Here is a 22,076-nt window from a genome sequence, read left to right on the forward strand (position 1 = left end):
TATGCGCGGTATATACGGTCGGCCCCCAGGGGATTCAATGCGGGGACTATTTCAAACTATGTCTCTTGGCCGGCCGACCCGCTCTCGAAGAGTAGCCGTGCCAGGCGCGCCACGCGCTCGCCGTGTCGCTCGGCCAAAGCGGCGCGCAACTGCTGGGCGAGGCTGGCCTGTTGGCGTCGCACGCTGGGCGGCAGCTGCGGGTCGTCGTGCAGCGCGTGGGGCACGGTGCGGCTCAGGCGCAGGAAGCCTTTTTCGCTGAGTACCGCCTGGTCCAGCGCCTCGTGGCGGATGGTGCTTTCGAAGCGCAGGTAGCCTTCGTCGGCCAGCCACAGCAGGGCGCCCAGGCAGGCCTGGTGACGGTTGCTCGGCAGGCCGAATTCGTCGGGCTCCTCTCGGCCGATCAGGTCCTCGACGTAGAGCGCGATCTTGCGCGGGAACGCCTGGTAGAGCGCGAGCATCCCGGCGGCAACGTCCTTGTAGAAATCGTCGATCTGCAAATCCATGGTGCTGGTGTCCGCCGCCGGGTCAGGCCATTACTGGCGATAGGTCTTGAGGAAGCTGCCGATGCGGCCGATGGCCTGTTCCAGGTCGTCGACGCGGGGCAGGGTGACCACGCGGAAGTGGTCCGGCCACGGCCAGTTGAAGGCGGTGCCCTGGACGATCAGCAGCTTTTCCGAGAGCAGCAGGTCGAGGACGAACTTTTCGTCGTTGTGGATCGGGCAAACCTTCGGGTCAATGCGCGGGAAGGCATAGAGCGCACCCATCGGCTTCACACAGCTCACCCCGGGGATGTCGTTGAGCAGTTCCCAGGCGCGGTTGCGTTGCTCGAGCAGGCGGCCGCCGGGCAGGACCAGGTCGTTGATGCTCTGGTAGCCGCCGAGCGCGGTCTGGATGGCGTGCTGGCTCGGCACGTTGGCGCACAGGCGCATGTTGGCCAGGATATCCAGGCCCTCGATGTAGCTCTGTGCCTTGTGCTTGGGCCCGGAAATGGCGATCCAGCCGGAGCGGAAGCCGGCCACGCGGTAGGACTTGGACAGGCCGTTGAAGGTCAGGCAGAGCACGTCCGGCGCCAGCGAGGCGGTGGAGATGTGCACGGCTTCGTCGTAGAGGATCTTGTCGTAGATCTCGTCGGAGAAGATCACCAGGTTGTGCTGGCGAGCAAGTTCGACGATGTCGAGCAGGACTTCTTTCGAGTACACCGCGCCGGTCGGGTTGTTCGGGTTGATCAGCACCAGCGCCTTGGTGTTGCTGGTGATCTTGGCCTTCATGTCGGCGATGTCGGGGAACCAGCCGGACTGCTCGTCGCACAGGTAGTGCACCGGCTTGCCGCCGGACAGCGCCACCGAGGCGGTCCACAGCGGATAGTCGGGTGCCGGGATGAGCACTTCGTCACCGTTGTTCAGCAGCGCCTGCAGGGCCATGACGATCAGCTCGGACACGCCATTGCCCAGGTAGATGTCCTCGATGCCGACACCTTCCACCTGCTTCTGCTGGTAGTACTGCATCACCGCCTTGCGCGCGCTGAACAGGCCCTTGGAGTCGCTGTAGCCCTGGGCAGTCGGCAGGTTGCGGATGACGTCCTGGAGGATTTCGTCGGGCGCCTCGAAACCGAACGGCGCCGGGTTGCCGATGTTCAGCTTGAGGATGCGATGGCCTTCCTCTTCCAGGCGTTTGGCGTGCTTGAGCACCGGCCCGCGGATGTCGTAGCAGACGTTGGCGAGCTTGTTCGATTTGCTGAACTGCATGATGTGGCGTTCCCGAGGTAAAGATTCCCGCGCGCAGCGCTTGCCTTGGCAGGCTGTAACGCGGGTGACAGACTGGCGTCTACTGGCGGCTGCGGAAGATCGCGCATTCTGGCGGTGAAACTGAAAAATCGCCTGGAAAACGGAGATATGAACGAAAAAATGCCTTTTAAAAGGCATTTTTATCGCGAGGAGCTCCTTGCGCGGCAGATTCTGCATCCACCGAAGACGTCACGCATCATACGTGCGGCCCGATTCCCGGAAAAGGGACTGGTCGGGCTTTTTTCAAGCTTGCGAGGTACAGCGATGGAAAAGATCGAGAAGCCCCTGGACAGCTGGCGCGAGGAACTCGATGAGCAGCAGTTCCACATCTGCCGCCTGGGCGGCACCGAGCGTGCCTTCACCGGCGAGTACTACGCCACCAAGACGCCGGGGATCTACCACTGCGTGTGCTGTGGCGCGGCGCTCTTCGACTCGGATGCCAAGTACGATTCCGGCAGCGGTTGGCCGAGCTATTTTCAACCGGTGTCGAAAGAGGCCATCGCCGAATACGAGGACTTCAGCCACGGCATGCATCGCATTGAAGTGCGCTGTGGCGCCTGCGAGTCGCATCTGGGGCATGTGTTTCCCGATGGGCCGCGACCGACCGGGCTGCGCTACTGCATCAATTCGGCCTCGCTGAAGTTGGTGCCGCGCGCCTGACCGGCGCTGCCGAAATGCCCGTCGCTCACCGGCGGGCTTTTTTTGCGCAAAATTGAGTTGCACGCAATTCAATTGCTCTCTATTTTTATTCCACCTTACTTTCCCGGAGCCATTTCCATGAGCGATGCACTGCTGAACATCCCCTGCACGACCATCAAGGGCGAGCAGAAAACCCTCGCCGATTTCGGTGGCAAGGCCCTGCTGGTGGTGAACACGGCCAGCAAGTGCGGCTTCACCCCGCAGTACCAGGGCCTGGAAGAGCTGTGGGAGAAATACCGCGACAAGGGGCTGGTGGTGCTGGGCTTCCCCTGCAATCAGTTCGGCAAGCAGGAGCCGGGTGACGAGGGTGAAATTTCCCAGTTCTGCGAGCTGAACTTCGGCGTCAGCTTCCCGCTGTTCAAGAAGATCGACGTGAATGGTGCCGATGCTCACCCGCTTTACGTGCAGTTGAAGAAGCGTGCCCCCGGTGTGCTGGGAAGCTCCGGCATCAAGTGGAACTTCACCAAGTTCCTGATCAGCCGCGATGGCGGCAAGGTCAAGCGCTTCGCGCCGATGACCAAGCCGGAAGAACTCACCGCCGAGATCGAAGCGCTGCTGCGATGAGTGACAAGGGCAGGGAGCAGGCGCTGCTGCTCGACACCCAGTTGTGCTTCCGCCTGTACGCCGCGTCACGGGCGATTATCCGCGGCTACCGGCCGATGCTCGAAGCGCTGGGTCTGACCTACCCGCAGTACCTGGTGATGCTGGTGCTGTGGGAGTGGCAGGCCCAGCCGCCGGAGCAACCGTCGGTGAAGGCCCTGGGCGAGCGTCTTATGCTCGACTCCGGAACCCTGACGCCGCTGCTCAAGCGCCTGGAACAGCTCGGCCTGGTACAGCGGCGGCGTGCTCGTGTGGATGAGCGCGAAGTTCACCTGAGCTTGACCGAGTCTGGCAAGACGATGCGTGAGCGGGTGCTGCCGTTGCGCGACGAACTGGTTTGCGACAGCGGTCTGGATCCGCAGGCCATGGAAGAACTGCACCAGCGGCTGGGCGATCTACTCCGGCAGTTGATCGAGATCGAAGGCTAGGGCGGCGGTCGGATCGTTGGAGGCGGGCGCTAGATACCCATGCGTGGCCGTCCCCAGCGCTCCAGCATCGCTGCCATCTCGTCGCGATGGAAGGGTTTGGCCAGGTAGTCGTCCATGCCCGCCGCCCGGCAGCGTTCGCGTTCGTCAGGCAGGGCGTTGGCGGTCAGGGCGATGATCGGCATGCCTTGCCAGCGCGGGTTCTCGCGGATGCGCCGGGTCGCTTCGTAGCCGTTCATCAACGGCATGTTGCAGTCCATCAGCACCATCTCGACGTCATCCTGCTCAAGGGCGCTCAGGGCCTCCTCGCCATTGCCGGCAACGCGGACCTGGCAGCCAAGTTTCTGCAGCAGGCCCTTGGCGACCAACTGGTTGACCGGGTTGTCTTCCACCAGCAATACGCGGGTTGAATAACCGCTGCCGTCGAGTCGGCGCGGAGTGCCTGGGGTGGCTTGCGGCTGCGCGTTGAGCGCCTGCTGAAGTGCCTGGTGCAAGGCGGCGCGGCCCAGGGGGCGGGCAAGCTGGCGCAATGGCGCCATGCGCTGCACCAGTTCGGTATCGAGGAAGCTGCCGTATGCGGTGGCCAGCAGCACCGGGCATGTGCGCAGGGACTGGCGCAGGCCCAGAAGGCAGTCCGGGCAGTCAGAGATCAGCACGTCCAGCTCCAGGCCGGCCAGGCTGGCATCGATGTCGAGGCGGCGATATTCCAGGCCCCACCGTGGCAGCCAGGTCTGCAGCATCTCGGCCAGTCCGCTGCGCGCGCTGCATTGCACGATCAGTCGGCCCTGCAGAGGGGGAAGGGATTGCGCTGGCGTCAGCGCCTTCAACGGCAAGACCGCGCTGAACTCGCTGCCCATTCCCGGTTGCGAGTTGACCAGCAGTTCGCCTTCCATCGCCTCGCAGAGCTTGCGTGTCAGTGCCAGGCCCAGGCCGGTGCCGCCGAACTGGCGGGTGATGCCGGCGTCGGCTTGGGTGAAGGGCTGGAAGATCCGCGGCAGGGCGTCGGCGGCGATGCCGATGCCGGTGTCGCGGACGAGGATACGCACGCCACTCTCCGTGGGTTCGACGCGTACGTCGACACGGCCCAGGCGGGTGAACTTGAGCGCGTTCGACAGCAGGTTGCTGACCACCTGGCGCACGCGCGTGGGGTCGCCTTCCAGTTGCGCCGGCAGTTCGGGGCTGATCAGGCAGGTGAGTTCCACCGCAGGAGCTGCATTCTGCGACAGCAGGTTGGCGGTGTCCTCGACCAGGGTGGCGAGGTCGAACGGGATCTTCTCCAGTTCCAGCTGGCCGGATTCGAACTTGGACAGGTCGAGCACGTCGTTGAGCAGCTCCACCAGCACCTTGCCCGAGTCATGGGCGATCGACAGCTGCTGGCGCTGTTCGTGGCTCAGCGGGCCGTCGAGGGCCAGGCCGAGCATGCCCAGCAGGCCGTTGAGCGGGGTGCGGATCTCGTGGCTCATGCTGGCCAGGAAGTTGGCGCGCGCCTGGGCCATGTTCAGGGCGGTCTGGCGAGCACGGTCCAGTTCCTGGTTCGACAGGGTCAGGCGGGCGTTGGCCGCTTTCAGTTCAGCGGTGCGTGCCGCGACTATGTTCTCCAGTTCGGCCAGGTACTGGGTGAGGCGGTCTTCGGCCTCGCGGCGCTGTTCCATCTCGACCGCGATGTGGCTGAGCTGGCGGTTGGTGACCTCGACCAGCACGCCAATCTCGTCGCGCTCGTGGCCGCTGGGGCAGGGCAGGCGCAGGCGCTTGGGCGAGCGCGGGTCGTGGCGGCTGAGGACGTCGATCAGGCTCACCAGCGGTTTGGTCAGCAAGGCGTAGAACAGCACCAGAAGGATCAGCGACAAGAGCAGGCTGCGGACGAAGCCGGAGAGCAGCGTCATGCCCGCACGGCGCAGGAAGTCGTTGCCGAAGACGAAGGTGTCGATTTCCAGCCGCAGGACGCCGAGCGACTCGCTGGGGGAGTGCTCGATGTTCAGCGGTTCCTCGAAGGCGCGCATCTGCCCGAAAAGGAAGTCGCTCAGCCCGCGCAAGCGGCTTTCCGCCGGTGGGCGGCTGGCGCTGGCTAGCGCTACGTTGGCGCTGTCGATGATTTCTGCGCGGATGACCGCCGGTGAGCGCAGCAGGCCGACCACCAGTTCCTGGGCGAGCTCGGCGTCGATGTTGTAGGCAATGCGGGCCGCAGGGTTGTGGCTGACATCGAGCAGGGCTCGCACTTCGCGGTTGATAGAGGCGTCCTGGCTGGCATAATCGACGCCCACCTGGATCAGGCTGAGCAGGGTGCCGAGAAGAAACGCCACCAGCACCGTCAGGCTGGCCTGCTTGAACGAGAGGCGATGGGTTAGCGCGATATCCATGAGCGGCGGTACTTCGCCTCGAGTGTGCTGAGCTGGCGCCTAGCATAGCCCAACCCCGCCGCTTGTCGGCAGGGGCGCATGGCCCTGTCGCCGGCCCGTTCGTGATCCTGTTGCCGAATACCATTGGAGACTGTCGTGGATTCCCGTCTGAATGATTTCCTGGCTCGCGCCGAAGGCGTGCTGGCCCGCCTTGAGCCGCTGCTACCGGCAGTGCGCGAGTCGATCGACTGGCAGCATTGCCTGGCCGCACGCTGGCACCACGACGGCCGCAGCGGCTACCTGCAGGGGCTGAACGTCAATCTCGACCTGCGCCTTGACGACCTGCTCGGGGTCGACAAGCAGCGCGACCAGCTGGCACGCAACACCCGCCAGTTCGTCGCCGGCAAGCCCGCCAACCACGCGCTGCTGTGGGGCGCCCGCGGCACCGGCAAATCCTCGCTGGTGCGCGCGCTGCTGGCCGAGCTGGCCGGCTCCGGGCTGCGCCTGATCGAGATCGAGCGCGACCACCTGGCCGATCTGCCGCGCGTGGTCGAGCAACTGGCCGGGTGCCCGCAGCGTTTCGTGCTGTTCTGCGACGACCTCTCGTTCGATGCCGGCGAAGGCGACTATCGCGTGCTCAAGAGCGTGCTCGACGGCTCGCTGGAGCAAGCGCCGGACAACGTGCTGCTATACGCCACCTCGAACCGCCGCCACCTGGTGTCGGAGAAGCAGAGCGACAACGACAACTGGCAGATGGTCGACGGCGAGCTGCATCCGAACGAGGCGGTGGAGGACAAGATTGCCCTGTCCGACCGCTTCGGCCTCTGGCTCTCCTTCTATCCCTTCACCCAGGAGCATTTCCTCAGCGTGGTGCAGCACTGGGTCGAGTCGCTGGCTGGCAAGTCCGGGCTGAAGTTCGTCTGGGACGAAGCGCTGGAGAAGGAAGCCGTACGCTGGGCCCTAGGGCGCGGCAACCGCAATGGCCGTTGTGCCTATCAGTTCGCCCGTTACTGGGTGGGCAAGCAATTGCTGGAAGGAGAGCAGGCATGATCGATCTGCAACAGACTGGCGCCGGCCTGGCCGGCTACGAAATGCTCGCTGCCCAGGTGGAGTCGCTGTTCGCCGACGAGCGCGACTTCATCGCCAACGCCGCGCAGTTCTCGGCCTTCCTGTTCCACGAGCTGGGCGACCTCAACTGGGCCGGCTTCTACCTCAATCGCAACGAAGAGCTGGTGCTTGGCCCGTTCCAGGGCAAGGTGGCCTGCGTGCGCATTCCATTCAGCAAGGGCGTTTGCGGTGCCGCCGCGCGTACTCGCGAGACCCAGCGGGTCGAGGACGTGCATGCGTTCCCCGGGCACATCGCCTGCGACAGCGCCTCGAACAGCGAGCTGGTGGTGCCGTTGCTCAAGGACGGTCGGCTGATCGGTGTGCTCGATCTGGACAGCCCGAGCGTCGGTCGCTTCAGCGCCGAGGACCAAGTCGGAATCGAGCGTCTGACGGCGATCTTCCTGCGCTTGACCGACTGCTGATTCGCCCTCCAAGAAAAAGCCCCGCATCTCAGACTGTGTGAAAACACGCTGTGAGCAAGGCTAAGCAAGCGCCCCGACTGGTTCGGGGCGTTTGCTTTTCTGAGGGCTCAGCCCATCAACTTGATCAGGCGACGCGCACCGAGTACCTGAATCGCACGCTTGAGGTTGTAGGCCTGCACGGCCAGGGCCATCTCTTTCCTGGCACCCGCTAACTGCCGTAGCAGGAAGCGGCCGTTGCCGAATACCCACTGTTTCAAGTTGCCGAAAGGGTGCTCGACGATGGATCGGCGCCAGGCTCAGGTGCTTGCGCCGTGAAGCCCAGCCGCTGCAAATCCAACCGCGCCACGTAGGCCTCGATCACGCGGACCAGATGTTCTTCGGGAACCCACTCATCCAGCGACACTGGAGACAAGCTGCCCTGATCACGCCCTTCACCGCGGATATAGCCCATAAAAGACAATGCCCGTATCGATCGATACGGGCATTGTCTTGGGCTTGCTCTCGGACTGCTAGGTTTTCACACAGTTTGATCTGCGGGGCTTTTTCATTCAGGCCGGGGTCTGCGCGATGCGTGCGCGGATCTTCTCGATGATCTTGCGCTCGCCATCGAGGATGGGCTGCAGGGCAGGGCGCTGCAGCACCCGTTCAAGGTGGGCAGCCAGGCGAGGCCAGCTTTGGCTGTCGAGGCTCTCTCCGCCGTGGCGCATGTTCACCAGTTGGCAGGCGATGGCGATGTCGGCCAGGCTGAATTGGTTGTCGACGAAGTAGTCGGCGTCGCCCAGGGTGCGCTCCAGATAGTCGAAGTGCCCCGGCAGCTTCTCCTGCATGGCGCCTTTTACGGCCGCTTCGTCGCACAGCTTGCCAAGCAGCGGTTTGAGCAGGCGGTTGCGGAACACGGTGAAGGTGGCCAGTGGTGCTACTTCATAGTCGGCGTACTTTTCCAGCCAGCTGACCCGTGCGCGGGACAGGGCGCCATTGCCGCACAGGGCAGCGAGCTCGGGGTTGCGCTCTTCCAGGTAATGGCAGATGACGCTGGAGTCGGCGAGGGTAATGTCGCCATCGCGCAGCGCCGGGATGCGCCGCAGCGGGTTCAGCTCGGCGTACCAGTCCGGCTGGTTGAACGGATCGACGTTCTCCAGCTGGTGGTCCAGGCCTTTCTCGGCAAGGAACACGCGGACCTTGCGGACGAAGGGTGAAAGGGGGGCGCCATAAAGGATCAGGCTCATGCTGTCTCCTGGTTGCAGGGGCTGGCTGGCGAAGCGACTGTCAGTCGTCGTAGAGGTTCTTCTTGCGCCAGATATCGTCTTCGTCGAGGGCTTTCAGGCCGTCGGTCAGCTCGCTGGGCTCCTGTTCCACCGGTGCGCTGCTTTCCAGGACCAGGGCGTTGGCGCGGTTGAGCTGCTGCTCCATCTGTTGCAGTTGCGCCTGATAGCGGCCGAGCTCCGGTTGCTTCTGCAGGTATTGCACGCCGCGCTCGAAGGCCAGCCGCGCCTGGCGTGGCTGCCCTTGTTGCAGGGCCTGCTGGCCGAGGTTGCCGAAGAACTCGATGTGCAGCAGGGTCAGCAGGTGACGGATTTCCTTGACCCAGCGCTGGGCGTCGTTGCGCGGCAGCTGGCCTTCCTGGGCGAAACGGGTGATCTGTGCGTGCAGCGCTTCGAAGAGAAAGCGCACGTCCTTGGCCTTGGCTTCGGTCAGGATGATCTGCGGCGCATTGCGTACCTGGATGGCTTCACCCTGGCCGACCAGGCGGCGCAGCTCGGTGACGCGCTCGCCGATCTGGGCATTGGACTTGTCCAGTGCGAGCAGGCGCTCGCCCAGGCTCAGTTCGAAGCGCGAAAGCAGCAATTTGAGGGCGGGGGAGATGAATTGACCGGGCAGGGTCTCGGAGATTTCCGAGCAGCGTCTGTAGCGATCGAGCAAATCCGCTTTCTGCCGGGCCTTCTCCAGTTTGCGGCTCTCCATCTGTTGATTGATGAAGACGATGGCCACCAGGAGGGCGATGCCGACGACAACCAATGCGGTAATGACGAGTGGCGACACCTGTGGATCTCCCTTAAGGGTTTTCTTCGAGTGTAATGGCTTGCCGCCAGCGCTCATAGCAGGGGATCACAAAATGCCCTGAAGTCTTTGATTTAAAAAATATTTTCCATAAGGGTTGACGCCCCCTGAAAGCATCCATAGAATGCGCGCCACTTCGACGCGAAAGCCGCAAGGCAGAGCGAAGAAGCCGGAAAAGCTGTTGTAAGTTCCGGGCCGCGTCCCCTTCGTCTAGTGGCCTAGGACACCGCCCTTTCACGGCGGTAACAGGGGTTCGAGTCCCCTAGGGGACGCCATTGCGGGAATAGCTCAGTTGGTAGAGCACGACCTTGCCAAGGTCGGGGTCGCGAGTTCGAGTCTCGTTTCCCGCTCCAAATTCTCGTTTGTCGCCAAGGCGGCAGGCGTAATTGAAATGGCGTTAGGCTCCGGTGAAAGCCGGAAGCTGCAAGAAAATTGATGCGGGAATAGCTCAGTTGGTAGAGCACGACCTTGCCAAGGTCGGGGTCGCGAGTTCGAGTCTCGTTTCCCGCTCCAATTCGGAACATCCTTCTGCGGTGTTCCATGAACAAAGGCTGCCGAGCGCAGCCTTTTTCATTCACCGCCGGCCAAGCGTCGGCGGTAGCAGAACCCAAGCGGGAATAGCTCAGTTGGTAGAGCACGACCTTGCCAAGGTCGGGGTCGCGAGTTCGAGTCTCGTTTCCCGCTCCAAATAACGATTTGCAGATGTCCATTGCATCTGCCTATCGATGAAAAAGGGCCGAAAGGCCCTTTTTTCGTTTCCGCCCCCTATCTCGGGACTCCCCGTCCCAGCCTCTCGGCGAAGGCAAAGACCTGATCCTGTCGGGAGCGCTCAATGCGGCTCCCGGCAACGGGCATCTCTCTTCCTGTCTGACGCTTGCTCGCTGCTCCGTTGAGGTTCCGAACCTGCCGGGCGGGGCGGCCTGGGCCGTCCGCGGATCACCGACTGGCACGATTGAGCGGCCGCAGGTGGTGTTGAATATTCGTCGATAAATTGGCGGTATTTTTGATTCTTGATTTTATTCGCGCCATTCGTCGGTTAATTGACATTTACGATGAGAGGGGGATCACGGGATTTTCGGCTAATTTACTGATTTAAAGGGACTTAATTGAAAATCAGCGGGCAGTCCGCAGAGAGTCCGGGCCGATGACTGACAGATGGGCGGGCTGAAATGGCACCTGAGTGGTCCTAGACTCAGGTTAACGGTCCAAGGGAGCACATCAACATGCGCAAGCTGTTGATAATGCTTCCTGTTTGCTGCTCGCAGTGGCTTTCCCGGCCATGGGAAGCGTCCGCAAGCCGGCCGTCATGGCGAGTGAGTCTTGGGTGTTCCAGGCCAATGCTCTGGCAGACACCGACAAGGCCTACCGACCCGCTCGATGTGCTCAGACGATCGAGCTATTTGCATGAACTGGCTCGCCTGGAAGGCAAGGGTTCATTTTTCAAAGGGCTGGAAAGATGGTGACTGACCAGGCAAAGCCGATACGCGTAATGCTGATCGATTGTCGCCCTCTCGTCCTCATGGGTCTTCATGACTTGATCAGTGCCAGGAAGCCCACGATGGAAGTGAGCGGTCAGGCCACTACCTATACCTATGCCCTGGATCTTGCCGATCAGGTGCGCCCCGATGTGGTTTTTTTCAGTTTCTTCCCGGATGCGCTGGATCCGCTGGAGGTCGTCGCGGAACTCACCCGCAGTGCCGACATGAAGGTGCTGGTACTCAAGGGCCTCTACGAAGCCGTGCCCGTTGCCCAGGCGATAGAGGTCGGCGCCCGCGGAATCGTGCTGGCGGAAGATCCGACGGAGTCGATCATCCAGGCCATCATCAACGTCCACCATCGCGACATCGGGCGGGACAGGGCGTGGGCTGGCGGGCTTTCCGGCTATGCCGCAACCGCGCGCATACCCTTGAAGTGCAATCAGGAGCAGGCGAAGCAGGCGAAGTTGACGCTGCGCGAGAGGGAACTGATTCGCGCCATCGTCGAAGAGCCGTCCGCCAAGTACATGAGCATCGCCGAGCGCCTGGGTATCAGCGAGCACACCGTGCACAACCACCTCAGCAGCATTTATCAGAAGCTCGATCTCATCAATCGCATGGACTTGCTGATGTATGCGCTGAAGCACGGTCTCACCAGCAGCGATGAGCCGCCCGAATCCACCTGGGTGGAACTGGATCGAAACCAGAGCCATTCCCCTCTTCGGGACGCCTAGGGCTCCACCCCCCAGGTGTCCTGCAGCCTGTATTTCCCCCCGACATACTTCACGTCTCGTGTTCCCCGAGCTTGCTCCGCGGATTCGATCGAGCCGAACCCAACTGAAAAAAGCGAGGGTGGTTTCCACACCACCCTCGCATTCGTTCACACCTCGATGCGTCAGGCCGAGCCGAAGACTATGTCGGTGTTCTGCACGTCGACCCCGACCAGGGTAATGATCGTGTTCTGCCCGCCGGACTCGTGAACCGTGACGATGCTGTTGGCGCCGGAGTTGTCGATCGACTGGACCACGGCATTCTGGTCACCGTTGAGCACCAGGGTGTCGTGCTGGCCTGCGCCCGCATCGAAACCGGTGATCTGGTACTTGCTCTCGGTGGCCGACAGGTCGACGTTGAACGAATCGCGCACGCCGGTCGTGCCGGCCAGGGTGTAGTCGAAGAGCGATCCGGACACCTCGTTGGCCGCCAGGTTGGCGGTAAAGCTGCTCGTCGCCGAATCGCCGTCCTTGTCGGTCACCGTCGCGTTGAATGCCAGCTGGATATCGCTGGCCAGGTTCTCGGTCTCCTGGATGAACTGGATCACCGGGATCTTCACCGCGCCCTTGCCCATCGTGAGCTGCACCGCGTCGATCTTGTGGGTGCCATCCCATTGGACGAGGAAGGATTGCTGTCCTCCCGATTCCGCATGCAGGTCAGCGGCAAGCACTTTCTTCGGCGTGCCCGAGGTCGTGCCGTCTTCGTAGTAGATCGTGTAGTACAGCTCTTCCGTAGACGGGTCGTATCCCTGCAGCGAGTTGTCGATGAAGACCTTCATGGCTGTCAGCAAGGTCTGCGGGTTGATGACGAAGCTCTCGTCACCGGCGTTGATGCCGGCCGTGTTGTTGCCCTCCAGGTTGTTGTTGGCAATGCCGATGCCGGACGTGCTGACGTTCATGGCCGCCGTGCCGATGTACGACGGCAGCGGGGTGGTCTGCAGTTGCGCTTCGGTCGGGTCGGATGCCCCGACGCCGACGCCGGTCAGGATGCTGTTCGGGCCGGTCTGCGGCGCCAGCGGGTCCGCGGCGAAGAAGACGACACTTTCCGTACCGATCGTCAGTGTGCGCACCGGGTCCGGGCCGCCGGCGTCGAGCGAGCCGTCGGCGCTGCTGAGGACGATCGTCGACTTGAAGCCTTCCACCAGGTCCAGTGCGTAGGTGCCATCGGCATTGGCGGTCAGCGTGTAGTGGACGGTCGTGTCCGCCGTTGCGGCGTTGTTGTCGAAATCACCAGTCAAGGTTCCGGAGAAATGGTACGCGCCATTGGCATCTGGCGAGACGGAGTCCTCGGTGAGCGTGCCGGTCCCGGTCGTGGTGGTGTTGTCGGGCCTGACGAGGGTGAACTGGTTGTTCACCAACGAGATATCCAGGCCAGCTGCGCCCAGGCCGTCAGCTCCTGACCCCATGTTCCAGAACCCGATTTGCGGAAGGATGCTACCGGTCCCGACCAGGTTGCCGAAGGCGAGTGTCGGGGTGTCGTCGTCGACGGTGATGGCCAGCTTGTTGGCGGCGGCCGTCACGCTGTCACCGTCGTAGTCGGTGGCTTTCAGCAGGGTGCCGAGGTTGATGGTGATGTCGTTTTCGTCATTACCGGCCGGGTGATCGAGCGGCTTGAGCAGGGTGAAGGTGTAGTCGCCCGTGGCGGTAACGCTCAGGGTGAATACATCGGCACCACCTACGCCGGCTTTGGCCGTAAGGGTATTGCCCGACACGCTGTAGACCAGTGCCACGCCACCCGAGCTGAGTGCGGGTAGTCCGCTGGTGTCGGTCGACAGCGAGTAGGTCAGCGGGGTGTCGGCACCGGACTGGAAGATGCCGGTGATGCTGCCGGTCGCCGTCGTCTCTTCGCCAGCCACGTCGCCGACGCCGCCGGCGATGCCGTTGGTGAGGCCGTCTTCGTCGACGGTGCCAGCCACCGGAGTACCGGCTGCGGTCGGGGTGTCGTCATCGACGGTGATGACCAGCTTGTCGGCGGCAGCCGTGACGCTGTCACCGTCGTAGTCGGTGGCTTTCAGCAGGGTGCCGAGGTTGATGGTGATGTCGTTTTCGTCATTACCGGCCGGGTGATCGAGCGGCTTGAGCAGGGTGAAGGTGTAATTCCCTGCGGACGTCAGACTGAGGGTAAAGACGGTGGCGCCACCCGCACCGGCCGTGGCGGTGAGGGTGTTGCCCGACACGCTGTAGACCAGTGCCACGCCACCCGAGCTGAGTGCGGGTAGCCCGCTGGTATCGGTCGCCAGGGAGTAGGTCAGCGGTGCATCGGCGCCGGACTGGAAGATGCCGGTGATGCTGCCGGTCGCCGTCGTCTCTTCGCCAGCCACGTCGCCGACGCCGCCGGCGATGCCGTTGGTGAGGCCGTCTTCGTCGACGGTGCCAGCCACCGGAGTACCGGCTGCGGTCGGGGTGTCGTCATCGACGGTGATGACCAGCTTGTCGGCGGCAGCCGTGACGCTGTCACCGTCGTAGTCGGTGGCTTTCAGCAGGGTGCCGAGGTTGATGGTGATGTCGTTTTCGTCATTACCGGCCGGGTGATCGAGCGGCTTGAGCAGGGTGAAGGTGTAATTCCCTGCGGACGTCAGACTGAGGGTAAAGACGGTGGCGCCACCCGCACCGGCCGTGGCGGTGAGGGTGTTGCCCGACACGCTGTAGACCAGTGCCACGCCACCCGAGCTGAGTGCGGGTAGCCCGCTGGTATCGGTCGCCAGGGAGTAGGTCAGCGGTGCATCGGCGCCGGACTGGAAGATGCCGGTAACGCTGCCGGTCGCCGTCGTCTCTTCGCCAGCCACGTCGCCGACGCCGCCGGCGATGCCGTTGGCCAGGCCGTCTTCGTCGACGGTGCCGGCCACCGGGGTGCCGGTTGCCGTCGGGGTGTCGTCATCGACGGTGATGACCAGCTTGTCGGCGGCAGCCGTGACGCTGTCACCGTCGTAGTCGGTGGCTTTCAGCAGGGTGCCGAGGTTGATGGTGATGTCGTTTTCGTCATTGCCGGCCGGGTGATCGAGCGGCTTGAGCAGGGTGAAGGTGTAGTCGCCCGTGGCGGTAACGCTCAGGGTGAATACATCGGCACCACCTACACCGGCTTTTGCGGTGAGGGTATTGCCCGACACGCTGTAGACCAGTGCCACGCCACCCGAGCTGAGTGCGGGTAGTCCGCTGGTGTCGGTCGACAGCGAGTAGGTCAGCGGGGTGTCGGCACCGGACTGGAAGATGCCGGTGATGCTGCCGGTCGCCGTCGTCTCTTCGCCTGCCACGTCGCCGACGCCGCCGGCGATGCCGTTGGCCAGGCCGTCTTCGTCGACGGTGCCAGCCACCGGAGTACCGGCTGCGGTCGGGGTGTCGTCATCGACGGTGATGACCAGCTTGTCGGCGGCAGCCGTGACGCTGTCACCGTCGTAGTCGGTGGCTTTCAGCAGGGTGCCGAGGTTGATGGTGATGTCGTTTTCGTCATTACCGGCCGGGTGATCGAGCGGCTTGAGCAGGGTGAAGGTGTAGTCGCCCGTGGCGGTAACGCTCAGGGTGAATACATCGGCACCACCTACGCCGGCTTTGGCCGTAAGGGTATTGCCCGACACGCTGTAGACCAGTGCCACGCCACCCGAGCTGAGTGCGGGTAGTCCGCTGGTGTCGGTCGACAGCGAGTAGGTCAGCGGGGTGTCGGCACCGGACTGGAAGATGCCGGTGATGCTGCCGGTCGCCGTCGTCTCTTCGCCAGCCACGTCGCCGACGCCGCCGGCGATGCCGTTGGTGAGGCCGTCTTCGTCGACGGTGCCAGCCACCGGAGTACCGGCTGCGGTCGGGGTGTCGTCATCGACGGTGATGACCAGCTTGTCGGCGGCAGCCGTGACGCTGTCACCGTCGTAATCGGTGGCTTTCAGCAGGGTGCCGAGGTTGATGGTGATGTCGTTTTCGTCATTGCCGGCCGGGTGATCGAGCGGCTTGAGCAGGGTGAAGGTGTAGTCGCCCGTGGCGGTAACGCTCAGGGTGAATACATCGGCACCACCTACACCGGCTTTTGCGGTGAGGGTATTGCCCGACACGCTGTAGACCAGTGCCACGCCACCCGAGCTGAGTGCGGGTAGTCCGCTGGTGTCGGTCGACAGCGAGTAGGTCAGCGGGGTGTCGGCACCGGACTGGAAGATGCCGGTGATGCTGCCGGTCGCCGTCGTCTCTTCGCCAGCCACGTCGCCGACGCCGCCGGCGATGCCGTTGGCCAGGCCGTCTTCGTCGACGGTGCCGGCCACCGGAGTACCGGCTGCGGTCGGAGTGTCGTCATCGACGGTGATGACCAGCTTGTCGGCGGCAGCCGTGACGCTGTCACCGTCGTAGTCGGTGGCTTTCAGCAGGGTGCCGAGGTTGATGGTGATGTCGTTTTCGTCATTGCCGGCCGGGTGATCGAGCGGCTTGAGCAGGGTGAAGGTGTAGTCGCCCGTGGCGGTAACGCTCAGGGTGAATACATCGGCACCACCTACACCGGCTTTTGCGGTGAGGGTATTGCCCGACACGCTGTAGACCAGTGCCACGCCACCCGAGCTGAGTGCGGGTAGTCCGCTGGTGTCGGTCGACAGCGAGTAGGTCAGCGGGGTGTCGGCACCGGACTGGAAGATGCCGGTGATGCTGCCGGTCGCCGTCGTCTCTTCGCCAGCCACGTCGCCGACGCCGCCGGCGATGCCGTTGGTGAGGCCGTCTTCGTCGACGGTGCCAGCCACCGGAGTACCGGCTGCGGTCGGGGTGTCGTCATCGACGGTGATGACCAGCTTGTCGGCGGCAGCCGTGACGCTGTCACCGTCGTAATCGGTGGCTTTCAGCAGGGTGCCGAGGTTGATGGTGATGTCGTTTTCGTCATTGCCGGCCGGGTGATCGAGCGGCTTGAGCAGGGTGAAGGTGTAGTCGCCCGTGGCGGTAACGCTCAGGGTGAATACATCGGCACCACCTACACCGGCTTTTGCGGTGAGGGTATTGCCCGACACGCTGTAGACCAGTGCCACGCCACCCGAGCTGAGTGCGGGTAGTCCGCTGGTGTCGGTCGACAGCGAGTAGGTCAGCGGGGTGTCGGCACCGGACTGGAAGATGCCGGTGATGCTGCCGGTCGCCGTCGTCTCTTCGCCAGCCACGTCGCCGACGCCGCCGGCGATGCCGTTGGCCAGGCCGTCTTCGTCGACGGTGCCGGCCACCGGAGTACCGGCTGCGGTCGGAGTGTCGTCATCGACGGTGATGACCAGCTTGTCGGCGGCAGCCGTGACGCTGTCACCGTCGTAGTCGGTGGCTTTCAGCAGGGTGCCGAGGTTGATGGTGATGTCGTTTTCGTCATTGCCGGCCGGGTGATCGAGCGGCTTGAGCAGGGTGAAGGTGTAGTCGCCCGTGGCGGTAACGCTCAGGGTGAATACATCGGCACCACCTACACCGGCTTTTGCGGTGAGGGTATTGCCCGACACGCTGTAGACCAGTGCCACGCCACCCGAGCTGAGTGCGGGTAGTCCGCTGGTGTCGGTCGACAGCGAGTAGGTCAGCGGGGTGTCGGCACCGGACTGGAAGATGCCGGTGATGCTGCCGGTCGCCGTCGTCTCTTCGCCAGCCACGTCGCCGACGCCGCCGGCGATGCCGTTGGTGAGGCCGTCTTCGTCGACGGTGCCGGCCACCGGAGTACCGGCTGCGGTCGGAGTGTCGTCATCGACGGTGATGACCAGCTTGTCGGCGGCAGCCGTGACGCTGTCACCGTCGTAGTCGGTGGCTTTCAGCAGGGTGCCGAGGTTGATGGTGATGTCGTTTTCGTCATTGCCGGCTGGGTGATCCAGCGGCTTGAGCAGGGTGAAGGTGTAGTCGCCCGTGGCGGTAACGCTCAGGGTGAATACATCGGCACCACCTACGCCGGCTTTGGCCGTAAGGGTATTGCCCGACACGCTGTAGACCAGTGCCACGCCACCCGAGCTGAGTGCGGGTAGTCCGCTGGTGTCGGTCGACAGCGAGTAGGTCAGCGGGGTGTCGGCACCGGACTGGAAGATGCCGGTGATGCTGCCGGTCGCCGTCGTCTCTTCGCCTGCCACGTCGCCGACGCCGCCGGCGATGCCGTTGGCCAGGCCGTCTTCGTCGACGGTGCCAGCCACCGGAGTACCGGCTGCGGTCGGGGTGTCGTCATCGACGGTGATGACCAGCTTGTCGGCGGCAGCCGTGACGCTGTCACCGTCGTAGTCGGTGGCTTTCAGCAGGGTGCCGAGGTTGATGGTGATGTCGTTTTCGTCATTACCGGCCGGGTGATCGAGCGGCTTGAGCAGGGTGAAGGTGTAGTCGCCCGTGGCGGTAACGCTCAGGGTGAATACATCGGCACCACCTACGCCGGCTTTGGCCGTAAGGGTATTGCCCGACACGCTGTAGACCAGTGCCACGCCACCCGAGCTGAGTGCGGGTAGTCCGCTGGTGTCGGTCGACAGCGAGTAGGTCAGCGGGGTGTCGGCACCGGACTGGAAGATGCCGGTGATGCTGCCGGTCGCCGTCGTCTCTTCGCCAGCCACGTCGCCGACGCCGCCGGCGATGCCGTTGGTGAGGCCGTCTTCGTCGACGGTGCCAGCCACCGGAGTACCGGCTGCGGTCGGGGTGTCGTCGTCGACGGTGATGACCAGCTTGTCGGCGGCAGCCGTGACGCTGTCACCGTCGTAGTCGGTGGCTTTCAGCAGGGTGCCGAGGTTGATGGTGATGTCGTTTTCGTCATTGCCGGCCGGGTGATCGAGCGGCTTGAGCAGGGTGAAGGTGTAGTCGCCCGTGGCGGTAACGCTCAGGGTGAATACATCGGCACCACCTACACCGGCTTTTGCGGTGAGGGTATTGCCCGACACGCTGTAGACCAGTGCCACGCCACCCGAGCTGAGTGCGGGTAGTCCGCTGGTGTCGGTCGACAGCGAGTAGGTCAGCGGGGTGTCGGCACCGGACTGGAAGATGCCGGTGATGCTGCCGGTCGCCGTCGTCTCTTCGCCAGCCACGTCGCCGACGCCGCCGGCGATGCCATTGGTCAGGCCGTCTTCGTCGACGGTGCCGGCCACCGGGGTGCCGGTTGCCGTCGGGGTGTCGTCATCGACGGTGATGACCAGCTTGTCGGCGGCAGCCGTGACGCTGTCACCGTCGTAGTCGGTGGCTTTCAGCAGGGTGCCGAGGTTGATGGTGATGTCGTTTTCGTCATTACCGGCCGGGTGATCGAGCGGCTTGAGCAGGGTGAAGGTGTAGTCGCCCGTGGCGGTAACGCTCAGGGTGAATACATCGGCACCACCTACGCCGGCTTTGGCCGTAAGGGTGTTGCCGGAGACGCTGTAGACCAGGGCCACGCCGCCCGAGCTCAAAGCCGGGAGTCCGCTGGTATCGGTCGACAGCGAGTAGGTCAGCGGGGTGTCGGCACCGGACTGGAAGATGCCGGTGATGCTGCCGGTCGCCGTCGTCTCTTCGCCTGCCACGTCGCCGACGCCGCCGGCGATGCCGTTGGCCAGGCCGTCTTCGTCGACGGTGCCAGCCACCGGAGTACCGGCTGCGGTCGGAGTGTCGTCATCGACGGTGATGACCAGCTTGTCGGCGGCAGCCGTGACGCTGTCACCGTCGTAATCGGTGGCTTTCAGCAGGGTGCCGAGGTTGATGGTGATGTCGTTTTCGTCATTGCCGGCCGGGTGATCGAGCGGCTTGAGCAGGGTGAAGGTGTAGTCGCCCGTGGCGGTAACGCTCAGGGTGAATACATCGGCACCACCTACGCCGGCTTTGGCCGTAAGGGTGTTGCCGGAGACGCTGTAGACCAGGGCCACGCCGCCCGAGCTCAAAGCCGGGAGTCCGCTGGTATCGGTCGACAGCGAGTAGGTCAGCGGGGTGTCGGCACCGGACTGGAAGATGCCGGTGATGCTGCCGGTCGCCGTCGTCTCTTCGCCTGCCACGTCGCCGACGCCGCCGGCGATGCCGTTGGCCAGGCCGTCTTCGTCGACGGTGCCGGCCACCGGAGTACCGGCTGCGGTCGGAGTGTCGTCATCGACGGTGATGACCAGCTTGTCGGCGGCAGCCGTGACGCTGTCACCGTCGTAGTCGGTGGCTTTCAGCAGGGTGCCGAGGTTGATGGTGATGTCGTTTTCGTCATTACCGGCCGGGTGATCGAGCGGCTTGAGCAGGGTGAAGGTGTAGTCGCCCGTGGCGGTAACGCTCAGGGTGAATACATCGGCACCACCTACGCCGGCTTTGGCCGTAAGGGTGTTGCCGGAGACGCTGTAGACCAGGGCCACGCCGCCCGAGCTCAAAGCCGGGAGTCCGCTGGTATCGGTCGCCAGGGAGTAGGTCAGCGGTGCATCGGCGCCGGACTGGAAGATGCCGGTAACGCTGCCGGTCGCCGTCGTCGCTTCGCCTGTCACGTCACCGACGCCGCCGGCGATGCCATTGGTCAGGCCGTCTTCGTCGACGGTGCCGGCCACCGGGGTGCCGGTTGCCGACGGGCCATCATCTTCGAAGATCATCTTCGAGCCGATCTCGGCGGTCGTGTTGGAGACCTGGACCAGCTTGAAGCCGCCGATATCGAAGTCGGCGTGGGTATTGCCCGAGGCGTTGAGGGCGGCGCCGTTCTCGATGAGCACGCGGTCGTGATCCGCACTGGTGGTGTATTCGATCTTGTAGCCGGCCTTCACGCCGGTGATGGTCGCAATCCCGCCGGAAATGGTGATGACGATGGAGGGATCGTTCACCGATCCGTTCGAGTTCTCGATCACCTGTCCGGTGGCGCTGTTGATGACCCGGACATTGGTGATGGCAACCGACGAGTCATTTCCATAACCGTCGACGAAATTCACGCCCGGCTCAGCCGCGGTGTTGAGCGCGCTGATCTTGACCACGGCGCTCTTGCCGCTCTGCAGCTGGACGATGTCGAAGCTGGCAGTCCGCGCCATGAAGACGCCGGTGAAGTCGATGTTGGCTTCCACGTCGGCTTCGTTCTGGTCGAGGTTGGGGATGGTCACGTTCTGCCGGGCACCGGTGACGAAGGTGAAGCGGATGCCTTCCTGCTCCGTGATCATCTGGTTGTTGGTGCCGAAGGTGGTCGGCCCGCCCGCCTGGCTGGTGTTGATGGTGTCGCCGGTGTTGATGTTGACGCCGGTGGACTGGTTGGCCGGGTCCTTGCCGGTCGCGATGATGGTCGGATCGGTGATCCGCACCACCCCGCCAACGGTCTCGGTGTGCGGCGTCGCGGTGGTGAACATCAGGAACAGGTTCTGCCCGGAGGGCGCATTGGCCAGGCTGAAGGTCAGGTCCTGGGTGGTGCCGATGAAGACCTTGTTCAGCAGGTTCACGGCATCGTCGGGGTTGGTGGCGTCCGGATGCTGCAGCGGCTGGTATTCAACGGTCCAGATCTTGCCCCCGGTGGGCGGCGAGCCGGTTTCCTGGATATAGGCGGCGAACACGATGGCGCCGCTCGAGCTCCCCGCGCGGCCCAGGAGGATGTTGTTGTCGGAGGTATCCGTGTAGAGAAGGATGTGGGTGCCGTCGAGGGTCGTCAGCCCGCTGTCCAGGCCATTGAGCGCTGCGCCGAGGCTGTCGGTGAAGGCGACGCCGGTGATGCTGCCGCCCGGTGGGGGCGTGAGGGTGAAGGCATCGCTGCCCGTATTGCCCGCGGCGCCGGTATAGCCGCTCAAGGCCGCCCGTGCCGGGGTGCCTGCGCCAAGGCCGGTCAGGCGACCGGAGAAGGCCGTGGGCAGGGAGGTCACCAGGATGTCGTTGTCGTTGGCGTCTTCCGCGGGGCTTGGCGTGGCGGTGGCGTTCTGCAATCCGGCCGTTTCGTCGATCGACACGGTCACGCCCGTCGCCGTGACGCCCGGGGTGCTGTCGGTGAAGGAGGCGGTCGCCGTCGAGTCGTCGGCGGTGCCGAACGCACCGTCGGCGCCCGCAGTCGTCGCGCTGAGCTGGAAGGTCGCGCCAGCCGAGTCGTCGGGGTTCACGTACCACGAGGTGGTGACGCTGCCGTTGACCTTGCCGTCGAGGTCGCCGGGCCCGCCGTCGGTCACGGACCAGGCTTCGTGCCCGGCGCCGCTGTTGTTGCCGAGCACATCGTCGGGCGTACCCCAGACGTTATCCGCGCCGGCGCCTACGGCGTGCTGCACCTTGAACTCCACCGTGCTGCCGGCGGCGATGCCGCTGGCGGTGAAGAGCGCGGTGCTGCCGGGTGCGTAGTCACTCTGGTCGGAGGTGACGCTCGGCGTATACAGGGGGAAGTGACTGCTGGCGAGGATGAGACCCGTGTCGTCGCCTGTTCGGATCGCCTGGCAGAGGGGCAGCAGATGGAAAGAGGGGAAACTGACCAGGTGATGCGTGAGGTGCAGGTGTTTCTTGTGATGCATGTTCATGGCGTCTTCCTCGTGAGCAATTCCCGTTGTCGCGGTCGAACGCGGCCCTTTTTCTGC

Annotated in this window: 13 protein-coding genes, 4 tRNA genes and 1 pseudogene; 10 read left to right on the forward strand and 8 right to left on the reverse strand. The window is 63.9% G+C overall.

Going from position 1 to position 22,076, the window contains the following annotated elements; genetic code table 11:
* Positions 1 to 56: 56 nt before the first annotated feature.
* Both ACA097_RS23415 and ACA097_RS23420 read right to left on the reverse strand, forming a co-directional pair.
* A complete protein-coding gene (locus tag ACA097_RS23415) occupies positions 57 to 503 on the reverse strand; it encodes a hypothetical protein (RefSeq protein ID WP_371366317.1) in 447 nt (148 codons plus the stop codon).
* A gap of 30 nt (positions 504 to 533) precedes the next feature.
* The gene (locus tag ACA097_RS23420; protein ID WP_371366319.1) at positions 534 to 1,745 is read right to left on the reverse strand and encodes a pyridoxal phosphate-dependent aminotransferase; all 1,212 of its coding nucleotides are present in this window, start codon (positions 1,743 to 1,745) and stop codon (positions 534 to 536) included.
* Positions 1,746 to 2,048: 303 nt separating this feature from the next.
* On the opposite strand from ACA097_RS23420, the gene msrB reads away from it, so the two are divergent.
* From msrB to ACA097_RS23435, 3 genes are all read left to right on the forward strand, one after another.
* Positions 2,049 to 2,444 (forward strand): peptide-methionine (R)-S-oxide reductase MsrB, encoded by a 396-nt coding sequence (gene msrB / locus ACA097_RS23425; RefSeq protein ID WP_160287642.1) that lies wholly within the window; start codon positions 2,049 to 2,051, stop codon positions 2,442 to 2,444.
* A gap of 117 nt (positions 2,445 to 2,561) precedes the next feature.
* Entirely contained in the window at positions 2,562 to 3,047 is a 486-nt protein-coding gene (locus tag ACA097_RS23430) for a glutathione peroxidase (RefSeq protein ID WP_371366321.1), read from the forward strand.
* Positions 3,044 to 3,511 carry a MarR family winged helix-turn-helix transcriptional regulator gene (locus ACA097_RS23435; protein ID WP_371366323.1) on the forward strand — a complete coding sequence of 156 codons (468 nt, stop codon included), beginning with the start codon at positions 3,044 to 3,046 and terminating at the stop codon, positions 3,509 to 3,511. The genes ACA097_RS23430 and ACA097_RS23435 overlap by 4 nt, the downstream gene beginning before the upstream one ends.
* A 29-nt stretch (positions 3,512 to 3,540) precedes the next feature.
* On the opposite strand, the gene ACA097_RS23440 is transcribed toward ACA097_RS23435, so the two are convergent.
* Entirely contained in the window at positions 3,541 to 5,865 is a 2,325-nt protein-coding gene (locus tag ACA097_RS23440) for an ATP-binding protein (protein WP_371366325.1), read from the reverse strand.
* A 135-nt stretch (positions 5,866 to 6,000) separates the two neighbouring features.
* Here ACA097_RS23440 and ACA097_RS23445 point away from each other — a divergent pair, with 135 nt between their 5' ends.
* A complete protein-coding gene (locus ACA097_RS23445; protein WP_371366327.1) occupies positions 6,001 to 6,894 on the forward strand; it encodes an ATP-binding protein in 894 nt (297 codons plus the stop codon).
* Positions 6,891 to 7,373, forward strand: coding sequence for a GAF domain-containing protein (locus ACA097_RS23450; RefSeq protein WP_371366329.1), 483 nt, complete (start codon positions 6,891 to 6,893; stop codon positions 7,371 to 7,373). Before ACA097_RS23445 ends, ACA097_RS23450 begins: the two co-directional genes overlap by 4 nt.
* 107 nt (positions 7,374 to 7,480) lie before the next feature.
* Here ACA097_RS23450 and ACA097_RS23455 read toward each other — a convergent pair.
* The 4 genes and pseudogenes from ACA097_RS23455 to ACA097_RS23470 all read right to left on the reverse strand — a co-directional run.
* Positions 7,481 to 7,663, reverse strand: a pseudogene (locus ACA097_RS23455) (transposase); the annotation flags it as partial.
* Positions 7,627 to 7,824 carry a hypothetical protein gene (locus tag ACA097_RS23460; protein WP_371366331.1) on the reverse strand — a complete coding sequence of 66 codons (198 nt, stop codon included), beginning with the start codon at positions 7,822 to 7,824 and terminating at the stop codon, positions 7,627 to 7,629. The gene ACA097_RS23460 and the pseudogene ACA097_RS23455, both read right to left, overlap by 37 nt.
* Positions 7,825 to 7,921: 97 nt before the next feature.
* Complete coding sequence (locus tag ACA097_RS23465; RefSeq protein ID WP_371366333.1) at positions 7,922 to 8,599, reverse strand: glutathione S-transferase family protein; 678 nt, start codon at positions 8,597 to 8,599, stop codon at positions 7,922 to 7,924.
* A gap of 40 nt (positions 8,600 to 8,639) precedes the next feature.
* Positions 8,640 to 9,413, reverse strand: coding sequence for a hypothetical protein (locus tag ACA097_RS23470; protein WP_371366335.1), 774 nt, complete (start codon positions 9,411 to 9,413; stop codon positions 8,640 to 8,642).
* A gap of 217 nt (positions 9,414 to 9,630) precedes the next feature.
* On the opposite strand from ACA097_RS23470, the gene ACA097_RS23475 reads away from it, so the two are divergent.
* From ACA097_RS23475 to ACA097_RS23495, 5 genes are all read left to right on the forward strand, one after another.
* Positions 9,631 to 9,706: transfer RNA gene (locus ACA097_RS23475), tRNA-Glu, on the forward strand.
* A gap of 2 nt (positions 9,707 to 9,708) precedes the next feature.
* Positions 9,709 to 9,784, forward strand: a tRNA-Gly gene (locus ACA097_RS23480).
* 84 nt (positions 9,785 to 9,868) lie between these two features.
* Positions 9,869 to 9,944, forward strand: a tRNA-Gly gene (locus ACA097_RS23485).
* Between the two features lie 98 nt (positions 9,945 to 10,042).
* Positions 10,043 to 10,118 (forward strand) — tRNA-Gly (locus ACA097_RS23490).
* A gap of 769 nt (positions 10,119 to 10,887) precedes the next feature.
* On the forward strand, positions 10,888 to 11,640 hold the full coding sequence (locus tag ACA097_RS23495) for a response regulator transcription factor (protein WP_371366337.1): 753 nt from the start codon (positions 10,888 to 10,890) through the stop codon (positions 11,638 to 11,640).
* Positions 11,641 to 11,801: 161 nt separating this feature from the next.
* On the opposite strand, the gene ACA097_RS23500 is transcribed toward ACA097_RS23495, so the two are convergent.
* Entirely contained in the window at positions 11,802 to 22,019 is a 10,218-nt protein-coding gene (locus ACA097_RS23500) for a DUF5801 repeats-in-toxin domain-containing protein (protein WP_371366339.1), read from the reverse strand.
* Between the last annotated feature and the right edge of the window lie 57 nt (positions 22,020 to 22,076).

Origin of the sequence: Pseudomonas sp. QL9 (assembly GCF_041409665.1) — a bacterium.
GTDB classification, from domain to species: Bacteria; Pseudomonadota; Gammaproteobacteria; order Pseudomonadales; family Pseudomonadaceae; genus Pseudomonas; species Pseudomonas knackmussii.

Excerpts from the sequence above, each read along its gene's own strand:
- ACA097_RS23450 (WP_371366329.1), top strand. The coding sequence starts at position 6,891 with ATGATCGATCTGCAACAGACTGGCGCCGGCCTGGCCGGCTACGAAATG.
- ACA097_RS23440 (WP_371366325.1), bottom strand. The coding sequence starts at position 5,865 with ATGGATATCGCGCTAACCCATCGCCTCTCGTTCAAGCAGGCCAGCCTG.
- msrB (WP_160287642.1), top strand. The coding sequence starts at position 2,049 with ATGGAAAAGATCGAGAAGCCCCTGGACAGCTGGCGCGAGGAACTCGAT.
- ACA097_RS23415 (WP_371366317.1), bottom strand. The coding sequence starts at position 503 with ATGGATTTGCAGATCGACGATTTCTACAAGGACGTTGCCGCCGGGATG.
- ACA097_RS23495 (WP_371366337.1), top strand. The coding sequence starts at position 10,888 with ATGGTGACTGACCAGGCAAAGCCGATACGCGTAATGCTGATCGATTGT.
- ACA097_RS23460 (WP_371366331.1), bottom strand. The coding sequence starts at position 7,824 with ATGGGCTATATCCGCGGTGAAGGGCGTGATCAGGGCAGCTTGTCTCCA.
- ACA097_RS23435 (WP_371366323.1), top strand. The coding sequence starts at position 3,044 with ATGAGTGACAAGGGCAGGGAGCAGGCGCTGCTGCTCGACACCCAGTTG.
- ACA097_RS23420 (WP_371366319.1), bottom strand. The coding sequence starts at position 1,745 with ATGCAGTTCAGCAAATCGAACAAGCTCGCCAACGTCTGCTACGACATC.
- ACA097_RS23500 (WP_371366339.1), bottom strand. The coding sequence starts at position 22,019 with ATGAACATGCATCACAAGAAACACCTGCACCTCACGCATCACCTGGTC.
- ACA097_RS23465 (WP_371366333.1), bottom strand. The coding sequence starts at position 8,599 with ATGAGCCTGATCCTTTATGGCGCCCCCCTTTCACCCTTCGTCCGCAAG.
- ACA097_RS23430 (WP_371366321.1), top strand. The coding sequence starts at position 2,562 with ATGAGCGATGCACTGCTGAACATCCCCTGCACGACCATCAAGGGCGAG.